At 65.5% G+C, this 24438-nt stretch carries 30 protein-coding genes; 28 read left to right on the top strand and 2 right to left on the bottom strand.

All coding sequences use genetic code 11. The features are described from left to right. Positions 1-188 precede the first annotated feature (188 nt). From AC13D8_RS02080 to AC13D8_RS02210, 27 genes are all read left to right on the top strand, one after another. On the top strand, positions 189-554 hold the full coding sequence (locus AC13D8_RS02080) for an NADH-quinone oxidoreductase subunit A (protein ID WP_104018769.1): 366 nt from the start codon (positions 189-191) through the stop codon (positions 552-554). Continuing rightward, positions 545-1165, top strand: a complete 621-nt coding sequence (locus tag AC13D8_RS02085; RefSeq protein ID WP_482967415.1) for a NuoB/complex I 20 kDa subunit family protein — start codon at positions 545-547, stop codon at positions 1163-1165. Before AC13D8_RS02080 ends, AC13D8_RS02085 begins: the two co-directional genes overlap by 10 nt. Further along, positions 1162-1767, top strand: a complete 606-nt coding sequence (locus AC13D8_RS02090) for an NADH-quinone oxidoreductase subunit C (protein ID WP_482967416.1) — start codon at positions 1162-1164, stop codon at positions 1765-1767. The genes AC13D8_RS02085 and AC13D8_RS02090 overlap by 4 nt, the downstream gene beginning before the upstream one ends. Further along, positions 1767-1985 (top strand): hypothetical protein, encoded by a 219-nt coding sequence (locus tag AC13D8_RS02095; RefSeq protein WP_482967417.1) that lies wholly within the window; start codon positions 1767-1769, stop codon positions 1983-1985. Before AC13D8_RS02090 ends, AC13D8_RS02095 begins: the two co-directional genes overlap by 1 nt. Then, the gene (locus tag AC13D8_RS02100; RefSeq protein ID WP_482967418.1) at positions 1985-3205 is read left to right on the top strand and encodes an NADH-quinone oxidoreductase subunit D; all 1221 of its coding nucleotides are present in this window, start codon (positions 1985-1987) and stop codon (positions 3203-3205) included. The genes AC13D8_RS02095 and AC13D8_RS02100 overlap by 1 nt, the downstream gene beginning before the upstream one ends. Beyond that, positions 3202-3336, top strand: a complete 135-nt coding sequence (locus AC13D8_RS02105; protein ID WP_482967419.1) for a hypothetical protein — start codon at positions 3202-3204, stop codon at positions 3334-3336. The genes AC13D8_RS02100 and AC13D8_RS02105 overlap by 4 nt, the downstream gene beginning before the upstream one ends. Positions 3337-3338: 2 nt before the next feature. Next, positions 3339-3617, top strand: coding sequence for a hypothetical protein (locus tag AC13D8_RS02110; protein ID WP_482967420.1), 279 nt, complete (start codon positions 3339-3341; stop codon positions 3615-3617). Position 3618: 1 nt separating this feature from the next. Next, the gene (locus AC13D8_RS02115; protein ID WP_129433318.1) at positions 3619-4785 is read left to right on the top strand and encodes an NADH-quinone oxidoreductase subunit E; all 1167 of its coding nucleotides are present in this window, start codon (positions 3619-3621) and stop codon (positions 4783-4785) included. A 36-nt stretch (positions 4786-4821) separates the two neighbouring features. Next, entirely contained in the window at positions 4822-5541 is a 720-nt protein-coding gene (locus tag AC13D8_RS02120; RefSeq protein ID WP_482967421.1) for an NADH:ubiquinone oxidoreductase, read from the top strand. 12 nt (positions 5542-5553) lie between these two features. Beyond that, positions 5554-5775 carry a DUF5337 domain-containing protein gene (locus AC13D8_RS02125; RefSeq protein ID WP_482967422.1) on the top strand — a complete coding sequence of 74 codons (222 nt, stop codon included), beginning with the start codon at positions 5554-5556 and terminating at the stop codon, positions 5773-5775. A gap of 4 nt (positions 5776-5779) precedes the next feature. Then, positions 5780-7078 carry an NADH-quinone oxidoreductase subunit NuoF gene (nuoF, locus tag AC13D8_RS02130; RefSeq protein WP_482967423.1) on the top strand — a complete coding sequence of 433 codons (1299 nt, stop codon included), beginning with the start codon at positions 5780-5782 and terminating at the stop codon, positions 7076-7078. Then, positions 7075-7428: a hypothetical protein gene (locus AC13D8_RS02135; protein WP_482967424.1), complete on the top strand. Its 354-nt coding sequence runs from the start codon at positions 7075-7077 to the stop codon at positions 7426-7428. Before nuoF ends, AC13D8_RS02135 begins: the two co-directional genes overlap by 4 nt. Before the next feature lie 125 nt (positions 7429-7553). Beyond that, entirely contained in the window at positions 7554-7958 is a 405-nt protein-coding gene (locus AC13D8_RS02140) for a DUF5333 domain-containing protein (protein ID WP_482967425.1), read from the top strand. A 6-nt stretch (positions 7959-7964) separates the two neighbouring features. Next, complete coding sequence (gene nuoG / locus AC13D8_RS02145) at positions 7965-9977, top strand: NADH-quinone oxidoreductase subunit NuoG (RefSeq protein ID WP_482967426.1); 2013 nt, start codon at positions 7965-7967, stop codon at positions 9975-9977. A gap of 2 nt (positions 9978-9979) precedes the next feature. After that, a complete protein-coding gene (locus tag AC13D8_RS02150) occupies positions 9980-10357 on the top strand; it encodes a hypothetical protein (protein ID WP_104018781.1) in 378 nt (125 codons plus the stop codon). A 13-nt stretch (positions 10358-10370) separates the two neighbouring features. Then, positions 10371-11408, top strand: coding sequence for an NADH-quinone oxidoreductase subunit NuoH (gene nuoH, locus AC13D8_RS02155; RefSeq protein WP_129433340.1), 1038 nt, complete (start codon positions 10371-10373; stop codon positions 11406-11408). 3 nt (positions 11409-11411) lie between these two features. Further along, positions 11412-11906 carry an NADH-quinone oxidoreductase subunit NuoI gene (nuoI, locus tag AC13D8_RS02160; protein ID WP_104018783.1) on the top strand — a complete coding sequence of 165 codons (495 nt, stop codon included), beginning with the start codon at positions 11412-11414 and terminating at the stop codon, positions 11904-11906. Further along, positions 11903-12316, top strand: a complete 414-nt coding sequence (locus AC13D8_RS02165; RefSeq protein WP_104018784.1) for a carboxymuconolactone decarboxylase family protein — start codon at positions 11903-11905, stop codon at positions 12314-12316. The genes nuoI and AC13D8_RS02165 overlap by 4 nt, the downstream gene beginning before the upstream one ends. Further along, complete coding sequence (locus tag AC13D8_RS02170; protein WP_482967427.1) at positions 12313-12921, top strand: NADH-quinone oxidoreductase subunit J; 609 nt, start codon at positions 12313-12315, stop codon at positions 12919-12921. The genes AC13D8_RS02165 and AC13D8_RS02170 overlap by 4 nt, the downstream gene beginning before the upstream one ends. A gap of 89 nt (positions 12922-13010) precedes the next feature. Further along, the gene (gene nuoK / locus AC13D8_RS02175; RefSeq protein WP_129433354.1) at positions 13011-13316 is read left to right on the top strand and encodes an NADH-quinone oxidoreductase subunit NuoK; all 306 of its coding nucleotides are present in this window, start codon (positions 13011-13013) and stop codon (positions 13314-13316) included. 8 nt (positions 13317-13324) lie between these two features. Then, a complete protein-coding gene (nuoL, locus tag AC13D8_RS02180) occupies positions 13325-15388 on the top strand; it encodes an NADH-quinone oxidoreductase subunit L (RefSeq protein WP_482967464.1) in 2064 nt (687 codons plus the stop codon). Beyond that, on the top strand, positions 15388-16935 hold the full coding sequence (locus AC13D8_RS02185) for an NADH-quinone oxidoreductase subunit M (protein ID WP_482967428.1): 1548 nt from the start codon (positions 15388-15390) through the stop codon (positions 16933-16935). The genes nuoL and AC13D8_RS02185 overlap by 1 nt, the downstream gene beginning before the upstream one ends. Positions 16936-16952: 17 nt before the next feature. Further along, positions 16953-18386: an NADH-quinone oxidoreductase subunit NuoN gene (nuoN, locus tag AC13D8_RS02190; RefSeq protein WP_482967429.1), complete on the top strand. Its 1434-nt coding sequence runs from the start codon at positions 16953-16955 to the stop codon at positions 18384-18386. A gap of 37 nt (positions 18387-18423) precedes the next feature. Further along, positions 18424-19182, top strand: coding sequence for a biotin--[acetyl-CoA-carboxylase] ligase (locus AC13D8_RS02195; RefSeq protein WP_482967430.1), 759 nt, complete (start codon positions 18424-18426; stop codon positions 19180-19182). Between the two features lie 14 nt (positions 19183-19196). Then, entirely contained in the window at positions 19197-19967 is a 771-nt protein-coding gene (locus AC13D8_RS02200) for a type III pantothenate kinase (RefSeq protein ID WP_482967431.1), read from the top strand. 6 nt (positions 19968-19973) lie between these two features. Further along, on the top strand, positions 19974-21641 hold the full coding sequence (locus tag AC13D8_RS02205) for a ribonuclease J (RefSeq protein WP_482967432.1): 1668 nt from the start codon (positions 19974-19976) through the stop codon (positions 21639-21641). Positions 21642-21652: 11 nt separating this feature from the next. Continuing rightward, a complete protein-coding gene (locus tag AC13D8_RS02210) occupies positions 21653-22165 on the top strand; it encodes a DUF2478 domain-containing protein (RefSeq protein WP_482967433.1) in 513 nt (170 codons plus the stop codon). Positions 22166-22217: 52 nt separating this feature from the next. Here the strand turns inward: AC13D8_RS02210 and AC13D8_RS02215 are convergent, their stop codons facing one another. Next, on the bottom strand, positions 22218-23237 hold the full coding sequence (locus AC13D8_RS02215; RefSeq protein ID WP_482967434.1) for a fatty acid desaturase: 1020 nt from the start codon (positions 23235-23237) through the stop codon (positions 22218-22220). An 88-nt stretch (positions 23238-23325) separates the two neighbouring features. Further along, positions 23326-23736 carry a SufE family protein gene (locus tag AC13D8_RS02220; RefSeq protein WP_104018794.1) on the bottom strand — a complete coding sequence of 137 codons (411 nt, stop codon included), beginning with the start codon at positions 23734-23736 and terminating at the stop codon, positions 23326-23328. Positions 23737-23861: 125 nt separating this feature from the next. On the opposite strand from AC13D8_RS02220, the gene AC13D8_RS02225 reads away from it, so the two are divergent. Further along, on the top strand, positions 23862-24398 hold the full coding sequence (locus tag AC13D8_RS02225; protein WP_482967435.1) for a hypothetical protein: 537 nt from the start codon (positions 23862-23864) through the stop codon (positions 24396-24398). Positions 24399-24438 lie beyond the last annotated feature (40 nt).

A 24438-nucleotide genomic window follows, 5' to 3' on the forward strand; every position in this document is an offset into this window, starting at 1 on the left:
CGCGGTCCGGTTTTTGGACCAATTGCGGCACAAAGCCGCATACCATCGCATACAAACCTCAAGATTCCACCTCCCCGGGCTTGCAAACCGGTGTGGCTTCGGTTGACCGGGCAGAGGGGCAGGTTTAAACCCGGTCCATATGCAGCCAACTTGATGCGCGCTGGGCCGCGCATGAAAGGAGCCATCCCGTGGAAGAGATGCTGAGGGAATATCTCCCGATCCTGGTCCTTCTCGCGGTCGCCATCGGCCTGGGGCTCGTCCTGATCCTCGCCGCCGTGGTGCTCGCCGTGCGCCATCCCGATCCCGAGAAGGTGAGCGCCTATGAATGCGGCTTCAACGCCTTCGACGATGCGCGGATGAAGTTCGACGTGCGGTTCTATCTCGTGTCGATCCTGTTCATCATATTTGACCTCGAGATTGCCATGCTATTTCCTTGGGCAGTCGCGTTTCAGGACCTCAGCATGGCCGCCTTCTGGTCGATGATGGTGTTCCTGGCGGTCCTGACCGCAGGCTTTGCCTACGAATGGCGCAAAGGAGCGATGGAATGGCAGTAAAAGATCGTGACGACGCGCTCGTGACAGAGACCCAGGGGCTGGGCGAACAGAGCCCGCGGGTCAAATCCGGGCCGTCGAGCCTCGCACCGACCGAAGCGTACCAGCCCGGCAAGGACGTCGATCCCGCCTCGCAGGCGCTCAATGCCGAACTGCAGGACAAGGGATTCCTCGTCACCTCGACCGAGGACATCATCAACTGGGCGCGCACCGGCAGCCTGCACTGGATGACCTTTGGCCTCGCCTGCTGCGCGGTGGAGATGATGCACTCCTCCATGCCGCGCTATGACCTCGAGCGCTACGGCACCGCGCCGCGCGCCAGCCCGCGGCAGTCCGACCTGATGATCGTGGCGGGGACGCTGACCAACAAGATGGCGCCCGCGCTGCGCAAGGTCTATGACCAGATGCCCGAGCCACGCTATGTCATCTCGATGGGATCGTGCGCCAATGGCGGCGGCTACTACCACTACAGCTACAGCGTCGTGCGCGGCTGTGACCGGATCGTGCCGGTGGATATCTACGTGCCCGGCTGCCCGCCCACGGCCGAGGCGCTGGTCTACGGGATCATGCAGTTGCAGCGCAAAATCCGCCGGACGGGGACGATCGTGAGATGAGCAAGCAACTCAAGGAACTGGGCGAGTATATCGAGGCCAAGCGCGCCGATTGCGTGCTGGGTTGGCAGATCGCGCATGGCGAGATCACCGTCGATGTGGCCCCCTCGAACATCGCCGGGCTGGCGGAGTTTCTAAAGACCGATCAGAACTGCGCCTTTTCCACGCTGGTGGACATCACCGCAGTGGACTGGCCCGAGCGGCCCAAGCGGTTCGACGTAGTCTATCACCTGCTCAGCATGTATCAGAACCATCGCATCCGCCTGCGCGTGGCGATCCGCGAGGAGGACATGATCCGCTCGCTCTGCGAGGTCTATCCGGCGGCCAACTGGTTCGAGCGCGAGGTGTTCGACATGTTCGGCATCATCTTTACCGGGCATCCCGACCTGCGCCGCATCCTCACCGATTACGGTTTTCGCGGCTATCCGCTGCGCAAGGATTTCCCGACCACGGGCTATACCGAGGTGCGCTATGACGAGGTGCAGAAGCGCGTCGTCTACGAGCCGGTGAACCTGGTGCAGGAGTACCGGCAATTCGATTTCATGTCTCCCTGGGAGGGCGCCGACTACATCCTTCCGGGCGATGAGAAGGAGGACACCAAGTGATGGGCACGGGCTATGGAATGGGAGGCTACGGCATGGGTGGCGGCGGTCTGATCTTCATGCTGATCATTGCGTTGCTTATGGTGGTGCCGTTCTGGCGGCTGCTCCCGAAATTCGGCATCCCCAACTGGGTGTCGCTGGCGGCGATCATCCCGCTGGGGGCGCTGATCCTGCTGTGGGTGATGGCGTTCCGCGACAAGTTTGACGGGGGGCGCAAGTAATGGACGGCTCCAAAGGCTTCGACGACGCCCTCACGGGCGAGCAGAAGATCCGCAACTTCAACATCAACTTCGGCCCGCAACACCCTGCGGCGCATGGCGTTCTTCGGTTGGTGCTGGAGCTTGACGGCGAGTTGGTCGAACGCTGTGACCCGCATATCGGCCTGCTGCATCGCGGCACCGAAAAGCTGATGGAGAGCCGCACCTACCTCCAGAACCTGCCCTATTTCGACCGACTCGACTATGTCGCGCCGATGAACCAGGAACACGCCTGGTGCCTCGCCATTGAGCGTCTCACCGGCGTCGAGGTGCCGCGCCGCGCGAGCCTCATTCGCGTGCTCTATTCCGAGATCGGGCGCATCCTCAACCACCTCCTGAACGTCACCACGCAGGCGATGGACGTCGGCGCGCTCACCCCGCCGCTCTGGGGCTTCGAGGAGCGCGAAAAGCTGATGATCTTCTACGAGCGGGCCTGTGGCGCGCGGCTGCACGCGGCCTATTTCCGCCCCGGCGGTGTCCACCAGGACCTGCCGCCGGAACTGCTCGACGATATCGAGACCTGGGCCAACGAGTTCCCCAAGGTGATCGACGATATCGACGGCCTGCTCACCGAGAACCGAATCTTCAAGCAGCGCAACGTCGATATCGGCGTCGTCAGCCAGCAGGAGGCGCTCGACTGGGGCTTTTCCGGCGTGATGGTGCGCGGCAGTGGCATGGCGTGGGATCTGCGCCGCGCGCAGCCCTACGAATGCTATGACGAGTTCGACTTCCTCGTGCCGGTGGGCAAGAACGGCGATTGCTTCGATCGCTACCTCGTGCGGATGGAAGAGATGCGCCAGAGCCTGCGGATCATACACCAGTCCATCGAGAAGCTTCGCGCCCCCGAAGGGCAGGGCGATATCCTCACCCGGGGCAAGGTGACCCCGCCCAAGCGCGGCGAGATGAAGCGCTCGATGGAGGCGCTGATCCATCACTTCAAGCTCTATACCGAAGGATTCCACGTCCCCGAGGGCGAGGTTTATGCCGCGGTCGAGGCGCCCAAGGGGGAATTTGGCGTCTACCTCGTGGCCGACGGCACCAACCGGCCCTATCGGGCAAAGCTGCGCGCGCCGGGCTTTCTGCACCTCCAGGCGATGGACCATGTCGCCAAGGGGCACCAGCTGGCCGACGTGGCGGCATTGATCGGCACGCTGGACATCGTGTTCGGGGAGGTCGACAGGTGATCGATCTGGGCCGTCTGAGCGCGGGGCTGGCCGGGGTCGGGGGTGTCTCGCTCGCGGTGCTTGGCCTTGCCGTCCTGCGCGATCCGGCATCGGGCCTGCGGCTGGCCGGTCATCGCGCCGGGGGGATATGAGAGTGCTGCGCCCCACGATCCCGCTTTGCGCGCTGGGCGTGCTTGTGGCCTGTGCGGCGCCGCCGCCGGGCACCACGCAGGAGGATGCGGCGCGTTTTGACGCCGCGGCCGGGAGCCTTGGCTGCACCCTGCGCGACGAGGGCGATTACCTGGCCATGGAGATCCAGACCGGGCTGGCGCGCCAGCAGCTTCTGGACCTCGCGGCCTATCGACTGTCCACCGGGGGCGCCGAGCGGCTGCCCGACGGGGGCGTGAAACTGACCACAGGAGCCTGTGCCTGAGATGCTACGCCGTCTTTACCATGAGCAGCCCGAGAGCTTTGCCTTCACCCCGGCCAACCAGGCCTGGGCCGAGGCGCAGATCACCAAGTATCCCTCAGGGCGACAGGCGAGCGCGATCATCCCGCTGCTGTGGCGCGCACAAGAGCAGGAGGGTTGGCTGAGCCGTCCGGCGATCGAGCACATTGCCGCAATGCTGGACATGGCCTATATCCGCGCGCTCGAGGTGGCGACCTTCTACTTCATGTTCCACCTGCATCCCGTCGGTGCGGTCGCGCATTTCCAGATTTGCGGCACCACGCCCTGCATGCTGTGCGGCTCCGAAGACCTTATCGCCGTGTGCCGCGACAAGATCGCCCCGGAGCCGTTCCAGCTCTCGGAGGATGGCAAATTCTCGTGGGAAGAGGTCGAATGCCTGGGCGCGTGTTCCAACGCGCCGATGGCGCAGGTCGGCAAGGATTACTACGAGGATCTCACGCCCGAGGGCTTTGCCGGGCTGATCGACGCCATGTCGGCGGGCGAGGTGCCGCTGCCGGGCCCGCAGAACGGGCGCTATGCGAGCGAGCCGGCATCCGGCCTCACCAGCCTCAAGGAATTTGAGAGCGGACGCGCGCAATTCAATGCCAGCGTCCAGCTTGCCGCCGATCAACGCGACACGATCAAACGCATCGACGGCAGCGAGGTGCCGCTCACCGCGCCGTGGCACGACCTCGGGGCCAATCACGCGCCGGCGCCGTCGTCGGTGGCGCTCAACGAGGAACCGGTGAAGATCACCGCGAAGGGGGCAACGCCCAAGGCCGCCGCGCCCAAGCCGGAGCTAAAGGCCGCCGCCCCCAAGCCCGCAGAGCCCGCGCCAGCGAAAACCGAGACCGCGCCCGAGGCGGGCACACGCCCCGAGGCGCTCGATGCCCCGCGCGACGGCAAGGCCGACGATCTCAAGAAGATCAAGGGCGTGGGGCCCAAGCTGGAAACGCTGTGCAACGAGATGGGCTTCTACCATTTCGACCAGATCGCGAACTGGACCGAGGCCGAGGTCGCCTGGGTCGATGACAATCTCAAGGGGTTCAAGGGCCGCGTGAGCCGCGACGCTTGGGTCGAGCAGGCCAAATTGCTGGCCGAGGGCAAGGAGACGGAGTTCTCCACCCGGGTCAAGAAGGGCGAGGTCTACTGACCGCGTCTTAATTGATAACCAACGGGGGAAACGCACATGTCCGATACGTCCAAACTGAGCACTTGCCAGATCGTCTGCTGGGGTCTTTCGGGCCTCGTCGGCCTCATTGTTCTGTGGGCGGCGACCGGCGCGGTCGGCTTCCTCGCGGCGCTGCTTCTGGCGATCGCCTTGGTGGCGTTGCTGGGGCTGGCCTCCACGCGGCTGGTCTGCACCGGCGACAAGGCGTCCGTTTCCGAGGCGGACGCGGCCCCCACACCCGAACCGGCGCCCAGACCCGAACCCGCCCCCACACCCGAACCGGCCCCCGCCGCCGAACCGACGGCGAGCGCGGCCACGGCCGAGCCGCCGGCGCAGCCCGAGGCCCCCGCCACGGCGGTGCGCTCGGGTACGACGCTCTCGGGCGAAGAGGAACTGGCGTCGCGCAAGGGCGAATGGCGCTACGAGGGTGGAGCCGCGGCACAGTCCGATGCCGCCCGCCCCGAGGCGCTCGACGCACCGCGCGACGGCAAGGCCGATGATCTCAAGAAGATCAAGGGCGTGGGGCCCAAGCTGGAAAAGGTCTGCAACGAGCTGGGTTTCTACCATTTCGACCAGATCGCGAACTGGACCGAGGCCGAAGTTGCCTGGGTCGATGACAATCTCAAGGGGTTCAAGGGCCGCGTGAGCCGCGATAACTGGGTGGAACAGGCGAAAACCCTTGCCGCGGGGGGCGAGACCGAGTTCTCGACCCGGGTGGGCAAGGGCGATGTTTACTGAGCATGAGGAAAGATGCCGCAGCAGGATGCAGAAATCGCGCGCAAGGGGCGGCTGGCCGCGCTGGTGATCGCGGGCACGGGGGTCTTCTGGATACTCGCCACGCTCATCGGCGGCTGGCTGGCGCTCGATCTACGGGTGCGCGCGCTGTTCGACCTGATGGCGCTGGGCGGCTTCGTCTTCGCGCTCGTGCTCATCTATCAACTCTGGCGCATGCGTCAGGGCAACCGGAGGTAACGGGATGCTGAAAGACGAAGACCGTATCTTTACCAATCTCTACGGGATGCACGATCGCAGCCTCAAGGGCGCGATGGCCCGTGGCCATTGGGATGGAACGGCAAAAATCCTTCAGAACGGGCGGCAATGGATCGTCGATCAGATGAAGGCGAGCGGGCTGCGCGGGCGCGGCGGCGCGGGCTTTCCAACCGGGCTCAAGTGGTCCTTCATGCCCAAGGAAAGCGACGGGCGCCCGGCCTATCTGGTGGTCAATGCCGACGAATCCGAGCCCGGCACCTGCAAGGACCGCGAGATCATGCGCCATGATCCGCACACGCTGATCGAGGGTTGCCTGATCGCGAGCTTCGCGATGAACGCCCATGCCTGCTATATCTACATCCGCGGCGAATATATCCGCGAGCGCGAGGCGCTTCAGGTCGCCATCGACGAGGCATACGAGGCCGGGCTCATCGGTCGTAACGCGTGTAAATCAGGCTGGGATTTCGACCTCTACCTGCATCATGGCGCGGGCGCCTATATCTGCGGCGAGGAAACGGCGCTGCTGGAATCTCTGGAGGGCAAGAAGGGGATGCCCCGGATGAAGCCGCCCTTTCCGGCGATGGCCGGGGTCTATGGCTGCCCGACCACCGTCAACAACGTCGAATCCATCGCCGTCGCGCCCACCATCCTGCGGCGCGGCCCGGAATGGTTCGCGGGCTTCGGGCGGGCCAACAATGCCGGCACCAAGATTTTTGCGATCTCGGGGCATGTGAACCACCCCTGCGTCGTCGAGGAGGAGATGTCGATTTCCTTCGAGGAACTGATCGACCGCCATTGCGGCGGTATCCGCGGCGGCTGGGACAATCTCAAGGCGGTGATCCCCGGCGGCTCGTCGGTGCCGTGCGTGCGCGGCGAGCACATGCGCGATGCGATCATGGATTTCGACCACCTGCAGAAAGAGCTGAAATCCGGCCTCGGCACGGCGGCAGTGATCGTGATGGACAACAGCACCGACATCATCAAGGCGATCTGGCGGCTGGCGAAGTTCTACAAGCACGAAAGCTGCGGGCAATGCACGCCGTGCCGCGAGGGGACCGGCTGGATGATGCGGGTGATGGACCGGCTGGTGCGCGGCGAGGCGGGTGTCGAAGAGATCGACATGCTGTTCGAGGTGTCCAAGCAGGTCGAGGGTCACACGATCTGTGCGCTGGGCGATGCCGCGGCCTGGCCCATCCAGGGCCTTATCCGCAACTTCCGCGACGAAATCGAGGATCGCATCCGCGCCCGCGAGCGTGGTCGCACATCGGCGGTGGCGGCGGAATGAGGCACGCGGGCAAATACCGGCTTGGGGCCGTGGCGCTGCTTGCGCTTGCTCTCGTGGCAGGGTGCACCGAGCGCAAGGAGCGTGTGCTCTTCGATGGCAATTACTATCCTGGCAAGGCACGTGGCGAGCGGGAAGATCGCCGCGATTTCACCGCCACGGTGCGCCGCGCCGGGCGCGGCATCGAGGGCGCGCAAAAGGCCGCGGTTCATGAGGCGACGCGCTATTGTATCGAGAACTTCGGCACGTCCGAGATCGCGTGGTCTGGCGTGGCCGAGGGGCAGGAGGGGCCGGTCTATGCCCGTTCCGGGGATCGTCTGTCGGTATCGGGGCGCTGTATCATATGGAAGTGATCCGTTGCATACCCGCGGCCCCGCGCGCCTGTTATTGCATGACCGGCCGCCGCGCACCCATCTGTGGGGCATACGGGCGGGCCGTCACGGCCCGTGCCCGCCGGACAGGTGAAAGGAGACAGGCCATGCGCATGACAGGTACGGGACTGGCCGCGCTCGCGGTAGCGGCGATGGTGCCCGCGGCGAGCGCGGCGTCGCTGTCGCAGGAAACGGACATCAACACCGCGCTGTTCGAGATCGCGGTCGCCAACGAGATACGCAAGGAATGCGATAGCATCAGCCCGCGCATCTTTACCGCGATCGGGCGGATGAACGCGCTCAAGTCCGAGGCACGGCGGCGCGGCTATTCGGATGCCGAGATCGACGCCTACGTGAACGACAAGGCCGAGAAGCAAAAGATGCGCGCACGGCGCAACGAATATATCCGGGCGCAGGGCGCGGTCCCCGATGACGGGCCGAGCCTGTGCGCGCTGGGCGAGAGCGAAATCGCGAAGCAGAGCCGGATCGGCGCGCTTCTGGTAGCAAGGTGAGAGAAGATGGCTGACCTACGCAAGATCATCATCGACGGGCAGGAAGTCGAGGTCGAGGGCGCGATGACCCTCATCCAGGCTTGCGAGCAGGTGGGGGTGGAAATCCCGCGCTTCTGCTACCACGAGCGGCTGTCGATCGCCGGCAACTGCCGGATGTGCCTCGTCGAGGTGCAGCCCGGCCCACCGAAACCGGCCGCAAGCTGCGCGATGCAGGTCAAGGACATGCGCCCCTTCCCCGATGGCAGCCCGCCGCAGGTCTTGACCAAATCGCCGATGGTGAAAAAGGCGCGCGAGGGGGTGATGGAGTTCCTGCTCATCAACCACCCGCTCGATTGCCCGATCTGCGATCAGGGCGGCGAATGCGATCTTCAGGATCAGGCGGTGGCCTATGGCGTCGATTTCTCGCGCTTCCGCGAGCCCAAGCGCGCCACCGAGGATCTCGACCTCGGTCCGCTGGTCGAGACGCACATGACGCGCTGCATCTCCTGCACCCGCTGCGTGCGTTTCACCACCGAGGTGGCGGGCCTGCATGTCATGGGCCAGACCGGCCGCGGCGAGGATGCGGAGATCACCGCCTACCTGGGCGAGACGCTGGACAGCAACCTCCAGGGCAACATCATCGACCTGTGCCCGGTGGGCGCGCTGGTGTCCAAGCCCTATGCATTTACCGCGCGGCCGTGGGAGCTGACCAAGACCGAGACCATCGACGTGATGGACGCGCTGTGCAGCAGTATCCGCGTCGATACCAAGGGCCGCGAAGTCATGCGCATCCTGCCGCGCAACCACGACGGCGTGAACGAGGAATGGATTTCCGATAAGACGCGCTTCGTCTGGGACGGGCTGCGCCGTCAGCGGCTCGATAAGCCCTACATCCGCGAGGATGGTCGGCTGCGCCCCGCCACCTGGCCGGAGGCGCTGGGCGCGGCGGCCAAGGCGATCAAGGGGGCCTCGAAGCTCACCGGCTTGGTGGGCGATCTGGCCCCGGTCGAGGCCGCGTTCTCGCTCAAGTCGCTGGTCGAGGGGCGCGGCGGCATGGTCGAGTGCCGCACCGACGACGCGCAACTGCCTGCCGGAAATCGCTCCGGCTATGCCGGCACCGCGCGGATCGAGGAAATCGACACGGCGAAGCACATCACCCTCATCGGCACAGACCCCTGCACAGAGGCGCCAGTGCTGGGCGCGCGTATCCGCAAGGCGTGGCTCGCCGGGGCAGAGGTGATCCATGTCGGCCAACCGGCAGACCTGACCTTCGAGGCCACGCAGATGGGCGCGCGCAACAAGTTCCTCGCGCGGCTCGTCAAGGACGCGACCCCGACCGAGGGCGCTCTGGTCATCGTCGGACAGGGTGCGCTGCGCGGGCCGGGCGGCGCGGCGGCGCTCAGCCATGCCATGCAACTGGCCGAGACGCAGGGCGCGGGCCTTCTGGTGCTGCACACGGCGGCGGGCCGGGTCGGCGCGATGGACGTGGATGCCACCTGCGAAGGCGGGATCGACGCGGCGCTCGACGGCGCCGACGTGGTCTACAACCTCGGTGCCGACGAGATCGACATTCCCGCCGGGGCCTTTGCCATCTACCAGGGCAGCCACGGTGACCGCGGCGCGCACCGCGCCGACGTGATCCTGCCGGCGGCGGCCTGGACCGAAGAGCAGGGCGTCTTCGTCAACACCGAAGGCCGCCCGCAACTTGCCCTGCGCTCCGGCCACCCGCCGGGCGACGCCAAGGAGAACTGGGCGATCCTGCGCGCGCTCTCGGGCGAGCTGGACAGCACCTTACCGTGGGACAACCTCGCGCAGCTTCGGCAGGCGCTGGTGGCGGAGGTGCCGCACCTTGCGCGCATCGACGAGGTGCCGGAAAACGACTGGCAGCCGGTTCCCGCCGCCGAACTCGGGGCAGGGCAGCTCGAGGCGGCGATCGCGGATTTCTACCTGACCAACCCGATCGCGCGCGCCAGCGAACTGATGGCGGAGCTGAGCGCCAATGCCAAGGCGCGCCGCGAGCGACCGGTGGCGGCGGAGTGAGAATGGCGGCGGTGCTCATATCCGCGCTGGCCCTGTCGGGCTGTGCCGAGGGCGACGCCGAGCCCGTCTTCGCGCCCGTCTATGACGGAATCGAGACGGGGCTTCTGGATGGTGACCTCGTGAATTTCCGGGTCGCCATGCGCGGGGCGCGCGACGAGGCCGATGTCGAGCGCTATGCCGAGTGCGCGGCCGCGCAATACGCGCTCATCCGCGGCTACGGTTTTGCGCGCCATGTGCGTACCCTCGTGACCGAAGAGGGTGGAATCTGGCGCGGCGATGCGATTTACACGATCTCGGCGGCGCTGCCGCGCGGATTGAGGACGATCGACGCCCAAGTGACAGCCGCCAATTGCGCGGAAAACGGAATACCGATGGTGTGAGGACAAGGACCCAATGGCTGAATTCTTGACAACCCCGTTCGGCACCTTCGTGCTGATCCTCGCGCAGTGCCTTGCCGTGGTCGGCTTCGTCATGGTGTCGCTGCTGTTCCTCGTCTACGGCGATCGCAAGATCTGGGCGGCGGTGCAGATGCGGCGGGGGCCCAACGTGGTGGGCGTCTTCGGTCTGCTTCAGACGGTCGCCGACGCGCTCAAATACGTGGTCAAGGAAGTGGTCGTGCCCGCCGGTGCCGACAAGACGGTGTTCATGTTGGCGCCGCTTACCTCCTTCGTGCTGGCGGTGCTCGCCTGGGCGGTGATCCCGCTCAACGAGGGCTGGGTGCTGTCCGACATCAACGTGGCGATCCTCTTTGTCTTCGCCGTCTCCTCGCTCGAGGTCTACGGCGTCATCATGGGTGGCTGGGCGTCGAACTCCAAGTATCCGTTCCTCGGCAGCCTGCGTTCGGCGGCGCAGATGATCTCTTACGAGGTGTCGCTCGGACTCATCATCATCGGCGTCATCATCTCCACCGGCTCGCTGAATTTCGGCGCCATCGTGGCGGCGCAGGATACCGCCTACGGCTTCTTCGGCTGGTACTGGCTGCCGCACCTGCCGATGGTGTTCCTGTTCTTCATCTCCGCGCTGGCCGAAACCAACCGCCCGCCCTTTGATTTGCCCGAGGCCGAATCCGAGCTGGTGGCGGGCTATCAGGTGGAATATTCCGCGACGCCCTTCCTTTTGTTCATGGCCGGTGAATACATCGCCATCTTCCTGATGTGCGCGCTCACTTCGCTCTTGTTCTTCGGAGGCTGGCTGTCGCCGATTCCGGGCCTGCCCGACGGGGTTGTGTGGATGATCGCCAAGATGGCGTTCTTCTTCTTCCTCTTCGCGATGGTCAAGGCGATCACCCCGCGCTACCGCTACGATCAGCTCATGCGCATCGGCTGGAAGGTGTTCCTGCCGCTGTCGCTCGGCTGGGTCGTGATCGTGGCGTTCCTCGCGAAATTCGAAGTGTTCGGCGGGTTCTGGGCCCGCTGGGCGATTGGAGGCTGATCCATGACGCAGATCGACTATAACCGCGCCGCCGGGTATTTCCTGCTCAAGGATTTCTTCGTGGGCTTCAAGCTGGGCCTCAAGTACTTCTTCGCGCCCAAGGCGACGCTCAACTACCCGCATGAGAAGGGGCCGCTCTCGCCCCGGTTCCGCGGCGAGCACGCGCTGCGCCGCTACCCTAACGGCGAGGAGCGGTGCATCGCCTGCAAGCTGTGCGAGGCGATCTGCCCCGCGCAGGCGATCACCATCGATGCCGAGCCGCGCGACGACGGCAGCCGCCGCACCACGCGCTACGACATCGACATGACGAAATGCATCTATTGCGGCTTCTGCCAGGAGGCGTGCCCGGTGGATGCCATCGTCGAGGGCCCGAATTTCGAATTCGCCACCGAGACCCGCGAAGAGCTGTTCTACGACAAGGCAAAACTGCTTGCGAACGGCGATCGCTGGGAGGCCGAAATCGCCCGCAACCTCGAGATGGATGCACCCTACAGATGAGTGACCGCCAGAACCCCTTCGAGATGATGATGCGGCAGGCGCAGGAGATGGCCAAGGCCGTGAATCCCGCGCTCGAGAGCTTTTCGCCCAAGGGGTTCGAGAAGCTGTGGCCGACCATGCCCAAGGAATTCATGGAGATGAGTTTCGGTCGGGGCCTCAGCAAGGAGGGGCTTGACGCCAAGACGCGGCTGCTGCTCACGCTCGCGGGGCTGACCATGCTGGGTGCACAGAGCGACACCCAAATCCGCCTCACCGTGCGCCACGCGCTCGAGGCGGGCGCGACCAAGGAAGAGATCGCCGAGACCATCGCCCAGATGGCGATGTTTGCCGGCGTGCCCTCGATGACCCGGGCGATGGATTTCGCCCGCGAGGTGATGGACGAGGACGACGAGAAAGGATCGGAAAAATGACGATTGCGGCGATGTCCTTCTATCTCTTCGCCACGGCGCTGCTTGCCGGGGGGCTGTTGACCGTCATCAGCCGCAACCCCGTGCATTCGGTGCTGTGGCTGATCCTGTCGTTCATCAGCGCGGCGGGGCTCTTCGTGCTTCTGGGTGCGGAATTCGTGGCGATGCTGCTCATCATCGTCTACGTCGGCGCGGTGGCGGTGTTGTTCCTCTTCGTGGTGATGATGCTCGACGTGGATTTCGCCGAGTTGAAGGCGGAGATGGCGAAATACATGCCGCTGGCGCTGCTCATCGGGGTGATCCTGCTGATGCAGTTCGGGCTGGTCTTCGGCAACTGGCAGATGGCCGATGGCGCGATGGACGCGCGCGCGGCGGTGACACCCGATGGCGTGCAGAACACGGCGGCGCTCGGGATGCTGCTCTACGACACATATTTCATCCTGTTCCAGCTCGCCGGGCTGATCCTGCTGGTGGCGATGATCGGCGCGATCGTGCTGACGCTGCGCCACCGCGAAGGGGTCAAGCGGCAGGACGTGCTGACGCAGATGTACCGCGACCCCGCCAAGGCGATGGAGTTGAAGGACGTGCGACCGGGGCAGGGCCTCTGACCGCCGCGTGAGCGGATAGATACCATGCGGGGCGCACATGCCTTGCGGGACCAAAGACGACAATCGGGCAATGGCCCGGGGGGACAGACATGATCGGACTTGAACATTACCTGACGGTGGCCGCCGCGCTCTTCGTCATCGGCATCTTCGGCCTCTTTCTCAACCGCAAGAACGTGATCGTGCTGCTGATGTCGATCGAGCTGATGCTACTGTCGGTCAACGTCAACCTCGTCGCCTTCTCCGCCCACCTGGGCGATCTGGTAGGGCAGGTCTTCACCCTCTTCGTGCTGACCGTCGCCGCCGCCGAGGCGGCCATCGGCCTCGCGATCCTCGTGTGCTTCTTCCGCAACCGCGGGACCATCGCCGTCGAAGACGTCAACGTGATGAAAGGCTGATCCCGATGATCTACAAGATAATCCTCTTCGCGCCGCTCATCGGGGCGATCATCGCGGGCTTCGGCTGGCGGATCATCGGCGACAAGGGCGCGCAATGGCTGACCACCGGCCTGTTGTTCCTCGCCATGGTCCTGAGCTGGGTTGTGTTCCTGCAAGGCGCATCCGAGGCGCAGGCGGTGCATGTCCTCGACTGGGTGCAGTCGGGAACGCTCTATGCCGACTGGTCGATCCGGGTGGATCGGCTCACCACGATCATGCTGATCGTGGTCACCACCGTCTCGGCGCTCGTGCATCTCTACTCGGTGGGCTACATGGCCCATGACGCGAATTTCCGCGAGGGCGAGAGCTATCGCCCGCGTTTCTTCGCCTACCTGTCGTTCTTCACCTTCGCGATGCTGATGCTGGTGACCTCCGACAACCTCGTGCAGATGTTCTTCGGCTGGGAGGGCGTGGGCGTCGCCTCTTACCTGCTGATCGGCTTCTATTTCCGCAAGCCGTCCGCCAATGCCGCCGCGATCAAGGCTTTCGTGGTCAACCGCGTCGGCGATTTCGGCTTCGCGCTGGGGATCATGGCGCTCTATTTCCTGACCGACTCGGTGCGCTTTGGCGACATCTTCGCCGCAGCCCCCATGCTGGCCGAGACGCAGCTCACCTTCCTGTGGACAGAGTGGAACGCCGCCAACCTGATCGCCTTCCTGCTGTTTGTCGGGGCGATGGGCAAATCGGCGCAGCTTTTCCTGCACACCTGGCTGCCCGACGCGATGGAAGGCCCGACGCCGGTGTCGGCGCTGATCCACGCGGCGACGATGGTGACGGCGGGGGTGTTCCTCGTCTGCCGCATGTCGCCGCTGATGGAGTACGCTCCGCAAGCCACGAATTTCGTGGTGTTCATCGGGGCATCGACGGCGTTCTTCGCCGCCACCGTGGGCCTCGTGCAGAACGACATCAAGCGCGTGATCGCCTATTCCACCTGTAGCCAGCTTGGCTACATGTTCGTGGCCGCGGGCGTCGGCGTCTACTCGGTGGCGATGTTCCACCTCTTCACCCACGCCTTCTTCAAGGCGATGCTGTTTCTGGGCGCAGGCAGCGTCATCCACGGCATGCATCACGAGCAGGACATGCGCCACTATGGCGGCCTGCGCAAGAAACTGCCCTACACGTTCTGGGCGATGATGATCGGCACGCTGGCCATCACCGGCGTGGGCATCCCGCTCACCCATATCGGCTTTGCCGGCTTCCTCAGCAAGGACGCGGTGATCGAGAGCGCCTGGGCGGGCACCGAAGGAGGCTATGCCTTCTGGATGCTGGTGATCGCGGCGCTGTTCACCTCGTTCTATAGCTGGCGGCTGATGTTCCTCACCTTCTTCGGCGTCGCGCGCGGCGACCGGCACACGCATGAGCACGCGCACGAGTCGCCCATGGTCATGGTCGCCCCTCTGGGCGTGCTGGCGCTGGGCGCGGTGTTCGCGGGGATGATCTGGTATGGCAGCTTCTTTGGCAGCCACGAGCAGGTGAACCGCTTCTTCGGGATCGAGGCCCATGCCGAGGCGAGTGCTGATCATGGCGAGGCGGCGGCGACGGAAGAGGCCGCCAAGGACCACGCGGCCCCCGCCACGGCCCCCGAGGGCGCGATCTTCATGGCAGAGGACAACCATGTCCTGGACGACGCGCACCACGCACCGGCATGGGTCAAGGTCAGCCCGTTCATCGCCATGCTGATCGGTCTCGTCACGGCGCTCTGGTTCTATGTCTGGGATCCCTCTATGCCCAAGCGCGTGGCCGAGACGAACCGCCCGCTTTACCTCTTTCTGCTCAACAAGTGGTATTTCGACGAGATCTTCGATTTTCTCTTGGTCCGCCCCGCCAAGGCGCTTGGGCAACTGCTGTGGAAGCGCGGCGACGGTGACGTGATCGACGGCTCGATCAACGGCGTGGCGATGGGGCTCATTCCGCGGCTGACGCGGGCCGCCGGGCGGGCGCAATCGGGCTACATCTTTACCTATGCCTTCGCGATGGTGATCGGGATCGCGGTCCTTGTCACCTGGATGACCATGTTCGGGGGGGCCAACTGATGGACAACCTGCTTTCCATTGTGACCTTCATTCCCGCGGTGGCGGCGGCGATCCTCGCCGTGTTCCTGCGCGGCGAGGACGCGGCGGCGCAACGCAACGCCAAGTGGGTGGCGATGATCGCGACCACGCTGACCTTCGTCGTGTCGCTGTTCATCCTGTTCGACTTCGACCCGTCGGATACCGGGTTTCAGTTCGTGGAAGAGCGCGAATGGCTGCTGGGGCTGACCTACAAGATGGGCGTGGACGGCATCAGCGTCCTGTTCGTGATGCTTACCACCTTCATCATGCCGCTGACCATCGCCGCGTCGTGGAACGTGACGGCCCGCGTCAAGGAATACATGATCGCCTTCCTGATCCTCGAAACGCTCATGCTCGGCGTGTTCATGGCGCTCGACCTGGTGCTGTTCTACCTGTTCTTCGAGGCGGGGCTCATCCCGATGTTCCTGATCATCGGCATCTGGGGCGGCAAGCAACGCATCTACGCCTCGTTCAAGTTCTTCCTCTACACCTTCCTCGGCTCGGTTCTGATGCTGGTCGCGATGGTGGCGATGTTCACCGATGCAGGCACCACCGACATTCCCACGCTGATGCGCCACGAATTCGCCTCCGAGGGCTTCTCGCTTCTGGGTCTCCACGTCGTCGGCGGCATGCAGACGCTGATGTTCATCGCCTTCTTCGCCTCGTTCGCTGTCAAGATGCCGATGTGGCCGGTGCACACATGGCTGCCCGATGCGCACGTTCAGGCGCCCACCGCCGGGTCGGTGGTGCTGGCGGCGATCCTGCTGAAGATGGGCGGCTACGGCTTCCTGCGGTTCAGCCTGCCGATGTTCCCGGTGGGGGCCGAGGTGCTGACGCCGCTCATCCTGTGGCTGTCGGCCATCGCCATCGTCTATACCTCGCTGGTGGCGCTGGCGCAGGAGGACATGAAGAAGCTCATCGCCTATTCGTCGGTCGCGCACATGGGCTATGTCACGATGGGCATCTTCGCGGTCAATCAGCAGGGGCTGGACGGCGCGATATTCCAGATGATCTCGCACGGGTTCATCTCCGGCGCGCTGTTTCTGTGCGTGGGCGTGATCTATGACCGGATGCACACCCGCGAGATCGACGCCTATGGCGGTCTGGTGAACCGGATGCCGGCCTATGCGCTGATCTTCATGTTCTTTACCATGGCCAATGTGGGCCTGCCGGGCACCAGCGGGTTCATCGGCGAATTCCTGACGCTGGTCGGCATCTTCCAGGTCAACACATGGGTGGCGGCCGTGGCCACCTCGGGGGTGATCCTGTCGGCGGCCTACGCGCTCTGGCTCTATCGCCGGGTGGTGTTCGGCGACCTCATCAAGGAAAGCCTGCGCACCATCTCCGACATGGGGACGCGCGAGCGCGCGATCTTTGCCCCCCTGGTGGCAATGACGCTGCTGCTTGGCGTCTATCCCCGCCTCGTCACCGATATCACCGGCCCCTCCGTCGAGGCGCTGATTTCCAATGTCGAACTGGCCCAGTCGGTCGCGCATGCCGCGACCGCGGTGGCGCAGGTCGCACACTGAACCGGAGGCCCTGAACCATGCAGGCTGATATCAACGTCATCCTCCCGGAAATCGTGCTCGCGGTCTATGCGATGGCGGCACTCCTGGGGGCGGTCTATACCGGGCGCGACCGGGTCTCGGTGCCGCTCGTCTGGGCGACGGCGGGGCTGATGGCGCTGCTTGCCATCTGGATCGGGATGGGCGGCGCAGGCACGCGCACGGCCTTTGGCGGCATGATCAACGACGACGGTTTCGCCCGTTTCGCCAAGGTGACGATCCTGCTGGCGGCGGCGGCGGTGCTGGTACTGGGACAGGATTACATGGCACGCCGCGGTATCCTGCGGTTCGAGTATCCGCTGCTGATCGCGCTGTCGGTCGTGGGCATGATGGTGATGGTGAGCGCGGGCGACCTGATGGCGCTCTACATGGGGCTGGAGCTGCAATCGCTGGCGCTCTACGTGGTGGCGTCGATGCGGCGCGACAGCATCAAGTCCACCGAGGCGGGGCTCAAGTATTTCGTGCTGGGCGCGCTGTCGTCGGGGCTGTTGCTGTTCGGCGCGTCCCTGACTTACGGCTTTGCCGGAACGACGCTGTTTTCCGGCATCCTCGCCGCGGCGGACGGGCAGGCGCCCGTGGGTCTGCTCATCGGGCTGGTGCTGGTGATCTCGGGGCTGGCGTTCAAGGTCTCGGCGGTGCCGTTCCACATGTGGACGCCCGACGTCTACGAGGGCGCACCGACGCCGATCACCGCCTTCTTTGCCACCGCTCCCAAGGTGGCGGCACTGGGTCTCTTCGCCCGCGTGGTGCACGACGCGTTCGGCGGCGTGGTGGGCGACTGGCAACAGGTGCTGGCGGCGCTCAGCCTCCTGTCGATGTTCCTTGGCGCGGTGGCGGCCATCGGGCAGACCGACATCAAGCGGCTGATGGCCTATTCCTCGATCGCGCATATGGGCTATGCGCTGATGGGGCTGGCCTCGGGCACGGCGTTCGGCGTACAGGCGATGCTGGTCTACGTGGCCATCTACGTGGCGATGAATGTCGGCACCTTTGCCTTCATCCTCAGCATGGAGCGCGGCGGCCAGCCGGTGACCGATATCCGCAGCCTCAACATGTACTCGCGGGCCGAGCCGGGCCGGGCGCTGGCGATGCTGATCCTCCTGTTCAGCCTCGCGGGCGTGCCACCGCTGCTGGGCTTCTTCGGCAAGCTCTACGTGCTGCGCGCGGCCTACGAGGGCGGGCTTGCCTGGCTCGCGGTTGCGGGCGTGGTCGCCAGCGTCATCGGCGCCTTCTACTACCTGCGCATCGTGTTCTACATGTATTTCGGCGAGGAGGGCGAGGCGCTCGAGACCGGGCGCTCGCCGGTGCAATGGGGATTCCTCATGGCCTCGGCGGCGGTGATGGTTTTCGGCATCGTCAACATGTTCGGCATCGAGACGATGGCGCAGGCGGCGGCGGCGACCCTTGTGCACTAGGCAAAGCGACGCCTCCGGCGGGGATATTTCGGGCAAGATGAAGCCGGGGGCGGGCTGGCCCGAGGGCTATGGACGGCGCGTGCTGGCACGGGTGGACAGCACCAATGCCGAGGCCGCGCGCCGCGCCGCCACGCTTGCCGGGCCGGAATGGATCCTCGCGCTGGAACAGACGGCGGCACGCGGGCGGCGGGGCAGGGCGTGGGCGAACCCGCCGGGCAATTTCGCGGCGACGCTGGCGATGCGCCCGTCCGAGAGCCCCGACCGCGTGGCGCTGCGCTCCTTCGTGGCGGCGCTCGCGCTTTACGACGCGCTGGCGGCGGCGACCGGGCGGGTGGACGGACTGGCGCTCAAATGGCCCAATGACGTGCTGCTGAACGGCGGCAAGCTGGCGGGTATCCTGCTGGAGAGCGCGGGGGCAGGGGGAGGGCTCAGCCATTTCGCCATCGGCATCGGCGTGAACCTCGTGGCCGCACCCGGTATGGCAGAGGTCGAGCCCGGCGCGGCGCGGCCCGTGTCGCTCTTGTCCGAGACGGGGGTGGCGATCGACCCGGAGGCGTTTCTCGACCTGCTCGCGCCTGCCTATGCGCGCCACGAGGCACAATTCGTTACCTACGGATTTGCCCCCATTCGAACGGCCTGGCTTGCGCGGGCGGCAAAACTGGGCGAAACCATCGTGGCGCGCACGACGCGCGACACCCATGAGGGGCGGTTCGAGACTGTGGACGAGGCCGGAAACCTCGTGCTCGTCACCGCAAAGGGCCGCACCAGCATCGCCGCGGCCGAGGTGTTTTTCTGAACAGAGGGATCGGGATGCTTCTGGCGATAGATTGCGGCAATACCAACACGGTGTTTTCCATCTGGGACGGCACACGGTTCCTGTGCACGCTGCGCACCGCCACCGAGCATCAGCGCACCGCCGATCAGTACTTCGTCTGGTTCTCCACCCTGCTCGGGCATCACGGCATTCGTGCGGACATCACCGATGTCATCATCTCGTCGACCGTGCCGCGGGTGGTGTTCAACCTGCGGGTCTTTTCCGACCGCTATTTCGGCTGTCGCCCGCTGGTCGTGGGCAAGCCCGAGTGCCGCCTGCCGGTGGACGTGCGCGTCGATCCCGGCACGCAGGTGGGCCCCGATCGGCTGGTCAACACGGTGGCGGGCCATGACCTCTACGGCGGCGACCTCATCATCGTGGATTTCGGCACCGCCACCACCTTCGACGTGGTGGCGCGCGACGGCGCCTATATCGGCGGCGTGATCGCGCCGGGGGTAAACCTGTCGCTGCAGGCGCTGCACGAGGCGGCGGCGGCGCTGCCGCATATCGACGTGACCAAGCCCGACCGGGTGATCGGGACCAACACCGTCGACTGCATGCAATCTGGTATCTTCTGGGGTTATGTCGGCCTCATAAACGGGATATGCGAGCGCATAAAGGCCGAGCGCGGCCGCGCCATGAAGGTGATCGGAACCGGGGGGCTGGCCCCGCTTTTCCAGCAAGGTGATGCCGCGTTCGACGGCGTCGAGGATGATTTGACGATGCACGGGCTGACCGTGATACACAGCTACAACAAGGAGGGCTGACGGCCCATGAGCAGCGAAAGACTTATTTACCTGCCCCTCGGGGGGGCGGGCGAGATTGGTATGAACGCCTATGTCTACGGCTACGGCAAACCGGGCAAGGAGCGCCTGATTCTCGTCGATCTGGGCCTGACCTTCCCGGACATGGATACCACGCCCGGTGTCGACCTGATCCTGCCGGACATCACCTGGCTGGCCGAGCGGCGCGACCGGCTGGAGGCGGTGTTCATCACCCATGCCCACGAGGATCACGTCGGCGCCGTGGCGCATTACTACGAGCGGCTCGGCGCGCCCATCCATGCCCGCGTCTTCACCGCCAACATCGTGCGCGCCAAGATGGCCGAGTATGGCCACCCCGACAAGGCGGTGCGCGTGGTCTCGCCCTGGCCCGAGACGGTGACGGCGGGGCCGTTTACCGTCGGTTTCGCGCCGATCTCGCATTCCATTCCCGAAAGCTCGGGGCTGGTGATCGACACGCCCGAGGGGCGGCTGGTGCATACCGGCGATTTCAAGATCGACCTCGACCCGGTGGTGGGCGAACCCTTCGACCGCGCGATGTGGGAAGACATCGGCGCGGATGGGATCAAGGCGCTGATCTGCGACTCGACCAACGTCCTGAGCGATCATGCCGGGCGCTCGGAGAGCAGCGTGGGCGACCCGATCACAGAGCTTGTCGAGGGCAGCAAGGGCATGGTCGTGGCCACCACCTTCGCCAGCAATGTGGCGCGGGTAAAGACGCTCGCCGAGGCGGGCATCCGCGCCGGGCGCTCGGTCTGCCTTATGGGCCGCGCGATGAACCGCATGGTCGAGGCGGGCAAGGAGACCGGCGTACTCACCGGCTTTCCCGCCACCATCCCGCCAGAGGAGGCGAGCAAGCTCCCCCGCGAGAGCGTGATGCTGATCGTCACCGGCAGCCAGGGCGAGCGCCGCGCCGCCAGCGCGCAGCTCGCCAACGGCAAGTATAACGGCATCACCATGAAGGAGGGCGACACGTTCCTGTTCTCCTCCAAGACCATCCCCGGCAACGAGCGCGGCGTGATTCGCATCATCAACCAGTTCTCCGAGCAGGGCGTGGATGTGATCGAGGGCGACGACCGCTATCACGTCTCGGGTCATGCCAACCGGCCCGATCTCGACGCGATGCACAAGATCCTCAAGCCGCAAATCCTGATCCCCATGCATGGCGAGCATCGCCACCTGCGCGAGCATGTGAAGCTCGCCAAATCCAACCGGATCAAGGGGGTGGTGGCAGTTAACGGCATGATGATCGAACTTGGTGGTAATGCCCCCAAGGTTGCCGAATATGTCGAGACCGGGCGCACCTATCTCGATGGCACGGTCAAGATCGGGGCGATGGACGGGATCGTGCGTGACCGCATTCGCATGGCGCTCAACGGCCACGTCATGATCAACGTCATCATCGACGAGGACGACGCGCCGCTGGGCGATCCCTGGGTCGAGATCATGGGCCTGCCCGAAACCGGGCGTTCGCGCGCGCCGCTCGTCGATGTGCTGGAGGAGGACCTCGCGCAGTTCATGGGACGCGCGGGCGACAAGACGCTGGCCGATGACGACAAGCTCGAGCAGGGGCTGCGCCGTGTCGCCCGGCAAAGCGCGCAGACCGAGATCGGCAAACGCCCCGAGGTGACGGTGGTCATCAGCCGCCTGACCGAGTGAGGAGGGGGCCGATGCGAATCGCCTGCATCATGACCGAGGGGGCCGGCCACACCGACCGGCTGCTCCATGATTTCGCGACCCGCGCGGCGGCGCGGGGGCTGCGGCTCTGCGGCACCGTTCAGGTCAACACCGATTGCGGGCCTGACCGACCCTGCGACATGGATGTGCGCGTGCTGCCCGACGGGCCGGTGATCCGCATCTCGCAAAGCCTCGGCACGGGCGCGCGCGGCTGCCGGCTCGACCCCGAGGCGCTGGAACAGGCGGTGACGGCGGCCGAGGCGCGTCTGGCCGCCGGGGCGGATCTGGTTATCGTCAACAAGTTCGGTAAGCACGAGGCCGACGGCCGCGGCTTTCGCGCGCTCATCGCCGAGGCGGTGGCGGCGGGCGTGCCGGTCATCATGGGCGTCAATGCCCTCAACGCGCCGCGCTTGGCCGAGTTTCTGGGCACCGACCCCGACCGGCTCGACCCTGCGCCCGCCGCGCTCGACGCGTGGCTGGAGCAGGGCGGCACCGACAAGAGGTGACGCCCGCGGCCGTGAACGGATATGCAAGGTCGCGCCGCGTGTGAATGCGGCGTTATCCCGCCGCCATCGTCTCTGCCGACGTGGCGCGCGCCCTTGGGAACGGCACCAGCCGCCCCTGCTCCTCGTCCCACAGCTTGAGCGTGAAGCTGCGCAGCGCCTCGCGCCAGCGGATCGGTGCGTGGCTTTGCAGGTGCGCGGGCAGGTCGCGCTGGCAGCGGCGCAGGTTGTAAGAGGGGATCGCGGGGTTGTAGTGGTGCAGGTCGTGATAGGCGATGTTTCCGGTGCCCAGATCCCACCACCAGCCCAGATCGAGCGAGCTTGAGCCGACCAGCGTGGCCTTGCGGAAATCGAGATCGGGCTTACGGTCCCAGTAGGTCTCCTCGAAATTGTGCTGGAGATACACAAGGAATACGCCGATCATGCCCCCCAGCATCGAGGCGGCGAACCACACCGCCACCCCCGCGATGCCCAGCCCCGCCCAGATCGCCAGCAGCAGCCCGGCGATCAACAGGTTATGCACGATCACCCCCGCAGCCCCCACGTCAGAGGTGTTGCGCGGCCAGCGATAGGCGATGAAATAGGTGAGAAACGCGCCCGCCGGCAGCATCAGCGCCGGGTTGCGGTAAAGCCGGTAGCGCAGCCGGGTCCAGCGGTCGGCCTCGGTCCACTCGCGCAGGGTCATGGTGTGGATCTCGGTGGTCTCGCGGTGGTCGAGATTGCCGAGATAGGCGTGGTGCATGTCGTGATTGTATTGCATCACCCGGTAGGGCGTGAAGGAAAATACCGACAGCAGATAACCGGCGAGATCGTTGACGCCCCGCGTGGCAAAAAGCGAACGGTGCCCGCAATCGTGCTGCAACACGTAGAGCCGCACCGAGGCAAAGGCGAGCACGATCACCGCCGCGACGGTCGCCAGCCACATCCCCGCGCCCCACGCCCACGCCCCGGCCACCAGCGCCGCGCCATAGGTGGCGAGCGTGGCCAGCAGCGACAGCGCGCCGCGCATATCGCTCTTCTTCGTGTAGGGCTTGAGAAAGGCGCGCATCTCTGCGGTCAGGTCGGTCGCGGTCATGGTCCCCTCCGTTCGTGGCGACACTAGCGAATTTGTCCTCGTCCCAAAATTGAACTTCCCGTGACGAAAAGCAAGACGCGCCCGGTGATCAGGCCGCTTCGGTGGCGACGCCGCGGATACGCCCGATCATCGCACGTAGCCCGTTGGAGCGCTGCGCCGAGAGGTGCTCGTCGAGCCCCAGCCGCGCCAACTCGGCTTGTGCATCGACCCGCGCCACCTCGTCGACCGGCAGTCCGTTATAGAGCGCGCGCAGCACCGCGATGAGGCCACGCACGATCATCGCGTCGCTGTCGCCGTCAAAACGGAATTGCCTCTCCTCGATCTGCGGGTGCAGCCAGACCTGGCTCGCGCAGCCATCGACCTTGGTCGCGGGCACCTTGAGCGCATCGTCGAGCGGCTCCATCCGGCGCCCGTAATCGATGACATAGCGATACCGGTCTTCCCAGTCCTCCAGGAAGTCGAAATCGCTCACGATCTCTTCGAATGCCTCGGTGGCCATGTGTGTCTCCTGTTCTCAACCTAGAGGTAGGCGCGCGCGTGGCAGAGGTCCAGCCCCCGCTTGCACCTTTTCAAGCCCGGCGCGATAGGGTAGGCGTGGGGCGGATTTTGACAGGGGTATCGGGCATGGAACGGCGGGTTTTCCTTGGTTTGGCGGCGGCTGGCTTGCTGGCGGGCTGTGGCGGCTTTCGCGAGTCGCGGATCAACCCGCGCAACTGGTTCGGGCGCAGCCGGTCGCGTCGCCGCGAGGCCGCCACGGCCGAACCCGGCACCAACCCGCTCATCCCGGAAAAGGAAGAGAGCGGCCTCTTTGACAGCCTCCGCAAGCGTGGAAAGGACGTCCCCTACGCCGGCACGCCCGTGGCCGAGATCAGCGCGCTTGTGGTCGAACGCGCCACCGGCGGGGCGATCGTTCGGGTACGCGGGCTCGCCGCGCAGCAGGATATCTACGATGTCCGCCTCATTCCCGGCACCCCCGACGCAGAGCCGGTGGACGGCATTCTCGGCTACGAGCTGCGCGCGGTGCACCCGCCCCTGTCCACCGCCACCGAGCTCCGCCCGCGCGAGGTGCAGGCGGCGGTCTTCGTTTCCGACAAGACGCTGGAAAGCGTGCGCGAAATCCGCGTGCGGGGGTTGCGCAACGAGCGCCTGAGCCGCCGCTGAACTGTTGTCTCGCTTGGCGCGGGATAACTGGTTCCAAGGC

Source organism: Roseovarius sp. B-10 (assembly GCF_056859295.1).

What these genes read in the sequence shown, in the direction of transcription:
- AC13D8_RS02150 (WP_104018781.1), top strand. Translation starts at nt 9,980, where the DNA reads ATGGCGGCGGTGCTCATATCCGCGCTGGCCCTGTCGGGCTGTGCCGAG.
- AC13D8_RS02220 (WP_104018794.1), bottom strand. Translation starts at nt 23,736, where the DNA reads ATGGCCACCGAGGCATTCGAAGAGATCGTGAGCGATTTCGACTTCCTG.
- AC13D8_RS02100 (WP_482967418.1), top strand. Translation starts at nt 1,985, where the DNA reads ATGGACGGCTCCAAAGGCTTCGACGACGCCCTCACGGGCGAGCAGAAG.
- AC13D8_RS02140 (WP_482967425.1), top strand. Translation starts at nt 7,554, where the DNA reads ATGCGCATGACAGGTACGGGACTGGCCGCGCTCGCGGTAGCGGCGATG.
- AC13D8_RS02085 (WP_482967415.1), top strand. Translation starts at nt 545, where the DNA reads ATGGCAGTAAAAGATCGTGACGACGCGCTCGTGACAGAGACCCAGGGG.
- nuoH (WP_129433340.1), top strand. Translation starts at nt 10,371, where the DNA reads ATGGCTGAATTCTTGACAACCCCGTTCGGCACCTTCGTGCTGATCCTC.
- AC13D8_RS02225 (WP_482967435.1), top strand. Translation starts at nt 23,862, where the DNA reads ATGGAACGGCGGGTTTTCCTTGGTTTGGCGGCGGCTGGCTTGCTGGCG.
- AC13D8_RS02120 (WP_482967421.1), top strand. Translation starts at nt 4,822, where the DNA reads ATGTCCGATACGTCCAAACTGAGCACTTGCCAGATCGTCTGCTGGGGT.
- AC13D8_RS02185 (WP_482967428.1), top strand. Translation starts at nt 15,388, where the DNA reads ATGGACAACCTGCTTTCCATTGTGACCTTCATTCCCGCGGTGGCGGCG.
- AC13D8_RS02115 (WP_129433318.1), top strand. Translation starts at nt 3,619, where the DNA reads ATGCTACGCCGTCTTTACCATGAGCAGCCCGAGAGCTTTGCCTTCACC.
- AC13D8_RS02200 (WP_482967431.1), top strand. Translation starts at nt 19,197, where the DNA reads ATGCTTCTGGCGATAGATTGCGGCAATACCAACACGGTGTTTTCCATC.
- AC13D8_RS02095 (WP_482967417.1), top strand. Translation starts at nt 1,767, where the DNA reads ATGGGCACGGGCTATGGAATGGGAGGCTACGGCATGGGTGGCGGCGGT.
- nuoF (WP_482967423.1), top strand. Translation starts at nt 5,780, where the DNA reads ATGCTGAAAGACGAAGACCGTATCTTTACCAATCTCTACGGGATGCAC.
- nuoN (WP_482967429.1), top strand. Translation starts at nt 16,953, where the DNA reads ATGCAGGCTGATATCAACGTCATCCTCCCGGAAATCGTGCTCGCGGTC.
- nuoK (WP_129433354.1), top strand. Translation starts at nt 13,011, where the DNA reads ATGATCGGACTTGAACATTACCTGACGGTGGCCGCCGCGCTCTTCGTC.
- AC13D8_RS02215 (WP_482967434.1), bottom strand. Translation starts at nt 23,237, where the DNA reads ATGACCGCGACCGACCTGACCGCAGAGATGCGCGCCTTTCTCAAGCCC.
- AC13D8_RS02125 (WP_482967422.1), top strand. Translation starts at nt 5,554, where the DNA reads ATGCCGCAGCAGGATGCAGAAATCGCGCGCAAGGGGCGGCTGGCCGCG.
- AC13D8_RS02195 (WP_482967430.1), top strand. Translation starts at nt 18,424, where the DNA reads ATGAAGCCGGGGGCGGGCTGGCCCGAGGGCTATGGACGGCGCGTGCTG.
- AC13D8_RS02170 (WP_482967427.1), top strand. Translation starts at nt 12,313, where the DNA reads ATGACGATTGCGGCGATGTCCTTCTATCTCTTCGCCACGGCGCTGCTT.
- AC13D8_RS02165 (WP_104018784.1), top strand. Translation starts at nt 11,903, where the DNA reads ATGAGTGACCGCCAGAACCCCTTCGAGATGATGATGCGGCAGGCGCAG.
- AC13D8_RS02135 (WP_482967424.1), top strand. Translation starts at nt 7,075, where the DNA reads ATGAGGCACGCGGGCAAATACCGGCTTGGGGCCGTGGCGCTGCTTGCG.
- AC13D8_RS02205 (WP_482967432.1), top strand. Translation starts at nt 19,974, where the DNA reads ATGAGCAGCGAAAGACTTATTTACCTGCCCCTCGGGGGGGCGGGCGAG.
- AC13D8_RS02090 (WP_482967416.1), top strand. Translation starts at nt 1,162, where the DNA reads ATGAGCAAGCAACTCAAGGAACTGGGCGAGTATATCGAGGCCAAGCGC.
- nuoG (WP_482967426.1), top strand. Translation starts at nt 7,965, where the DNA reads ATGGCTGACCTACGCAAGATCATCATCGACGGGCAGGAAGTCGAGGTC.
- nuoI (WP_104018783.1), top strand. Translation starts at nt 11,412, where the DNA reads ATGACGCAGATCGACTATAACCGCGCCGCCGGGTATTTCCTGCTCAAG.
- AC13D8_RS02210 (WP_482967433.1), top strand. Translation starts at nt 21,653, where the DNA reads ATGCGAATCGCCTGCATCATGACCGAGGGGGCCGGCCACACCGACCGG.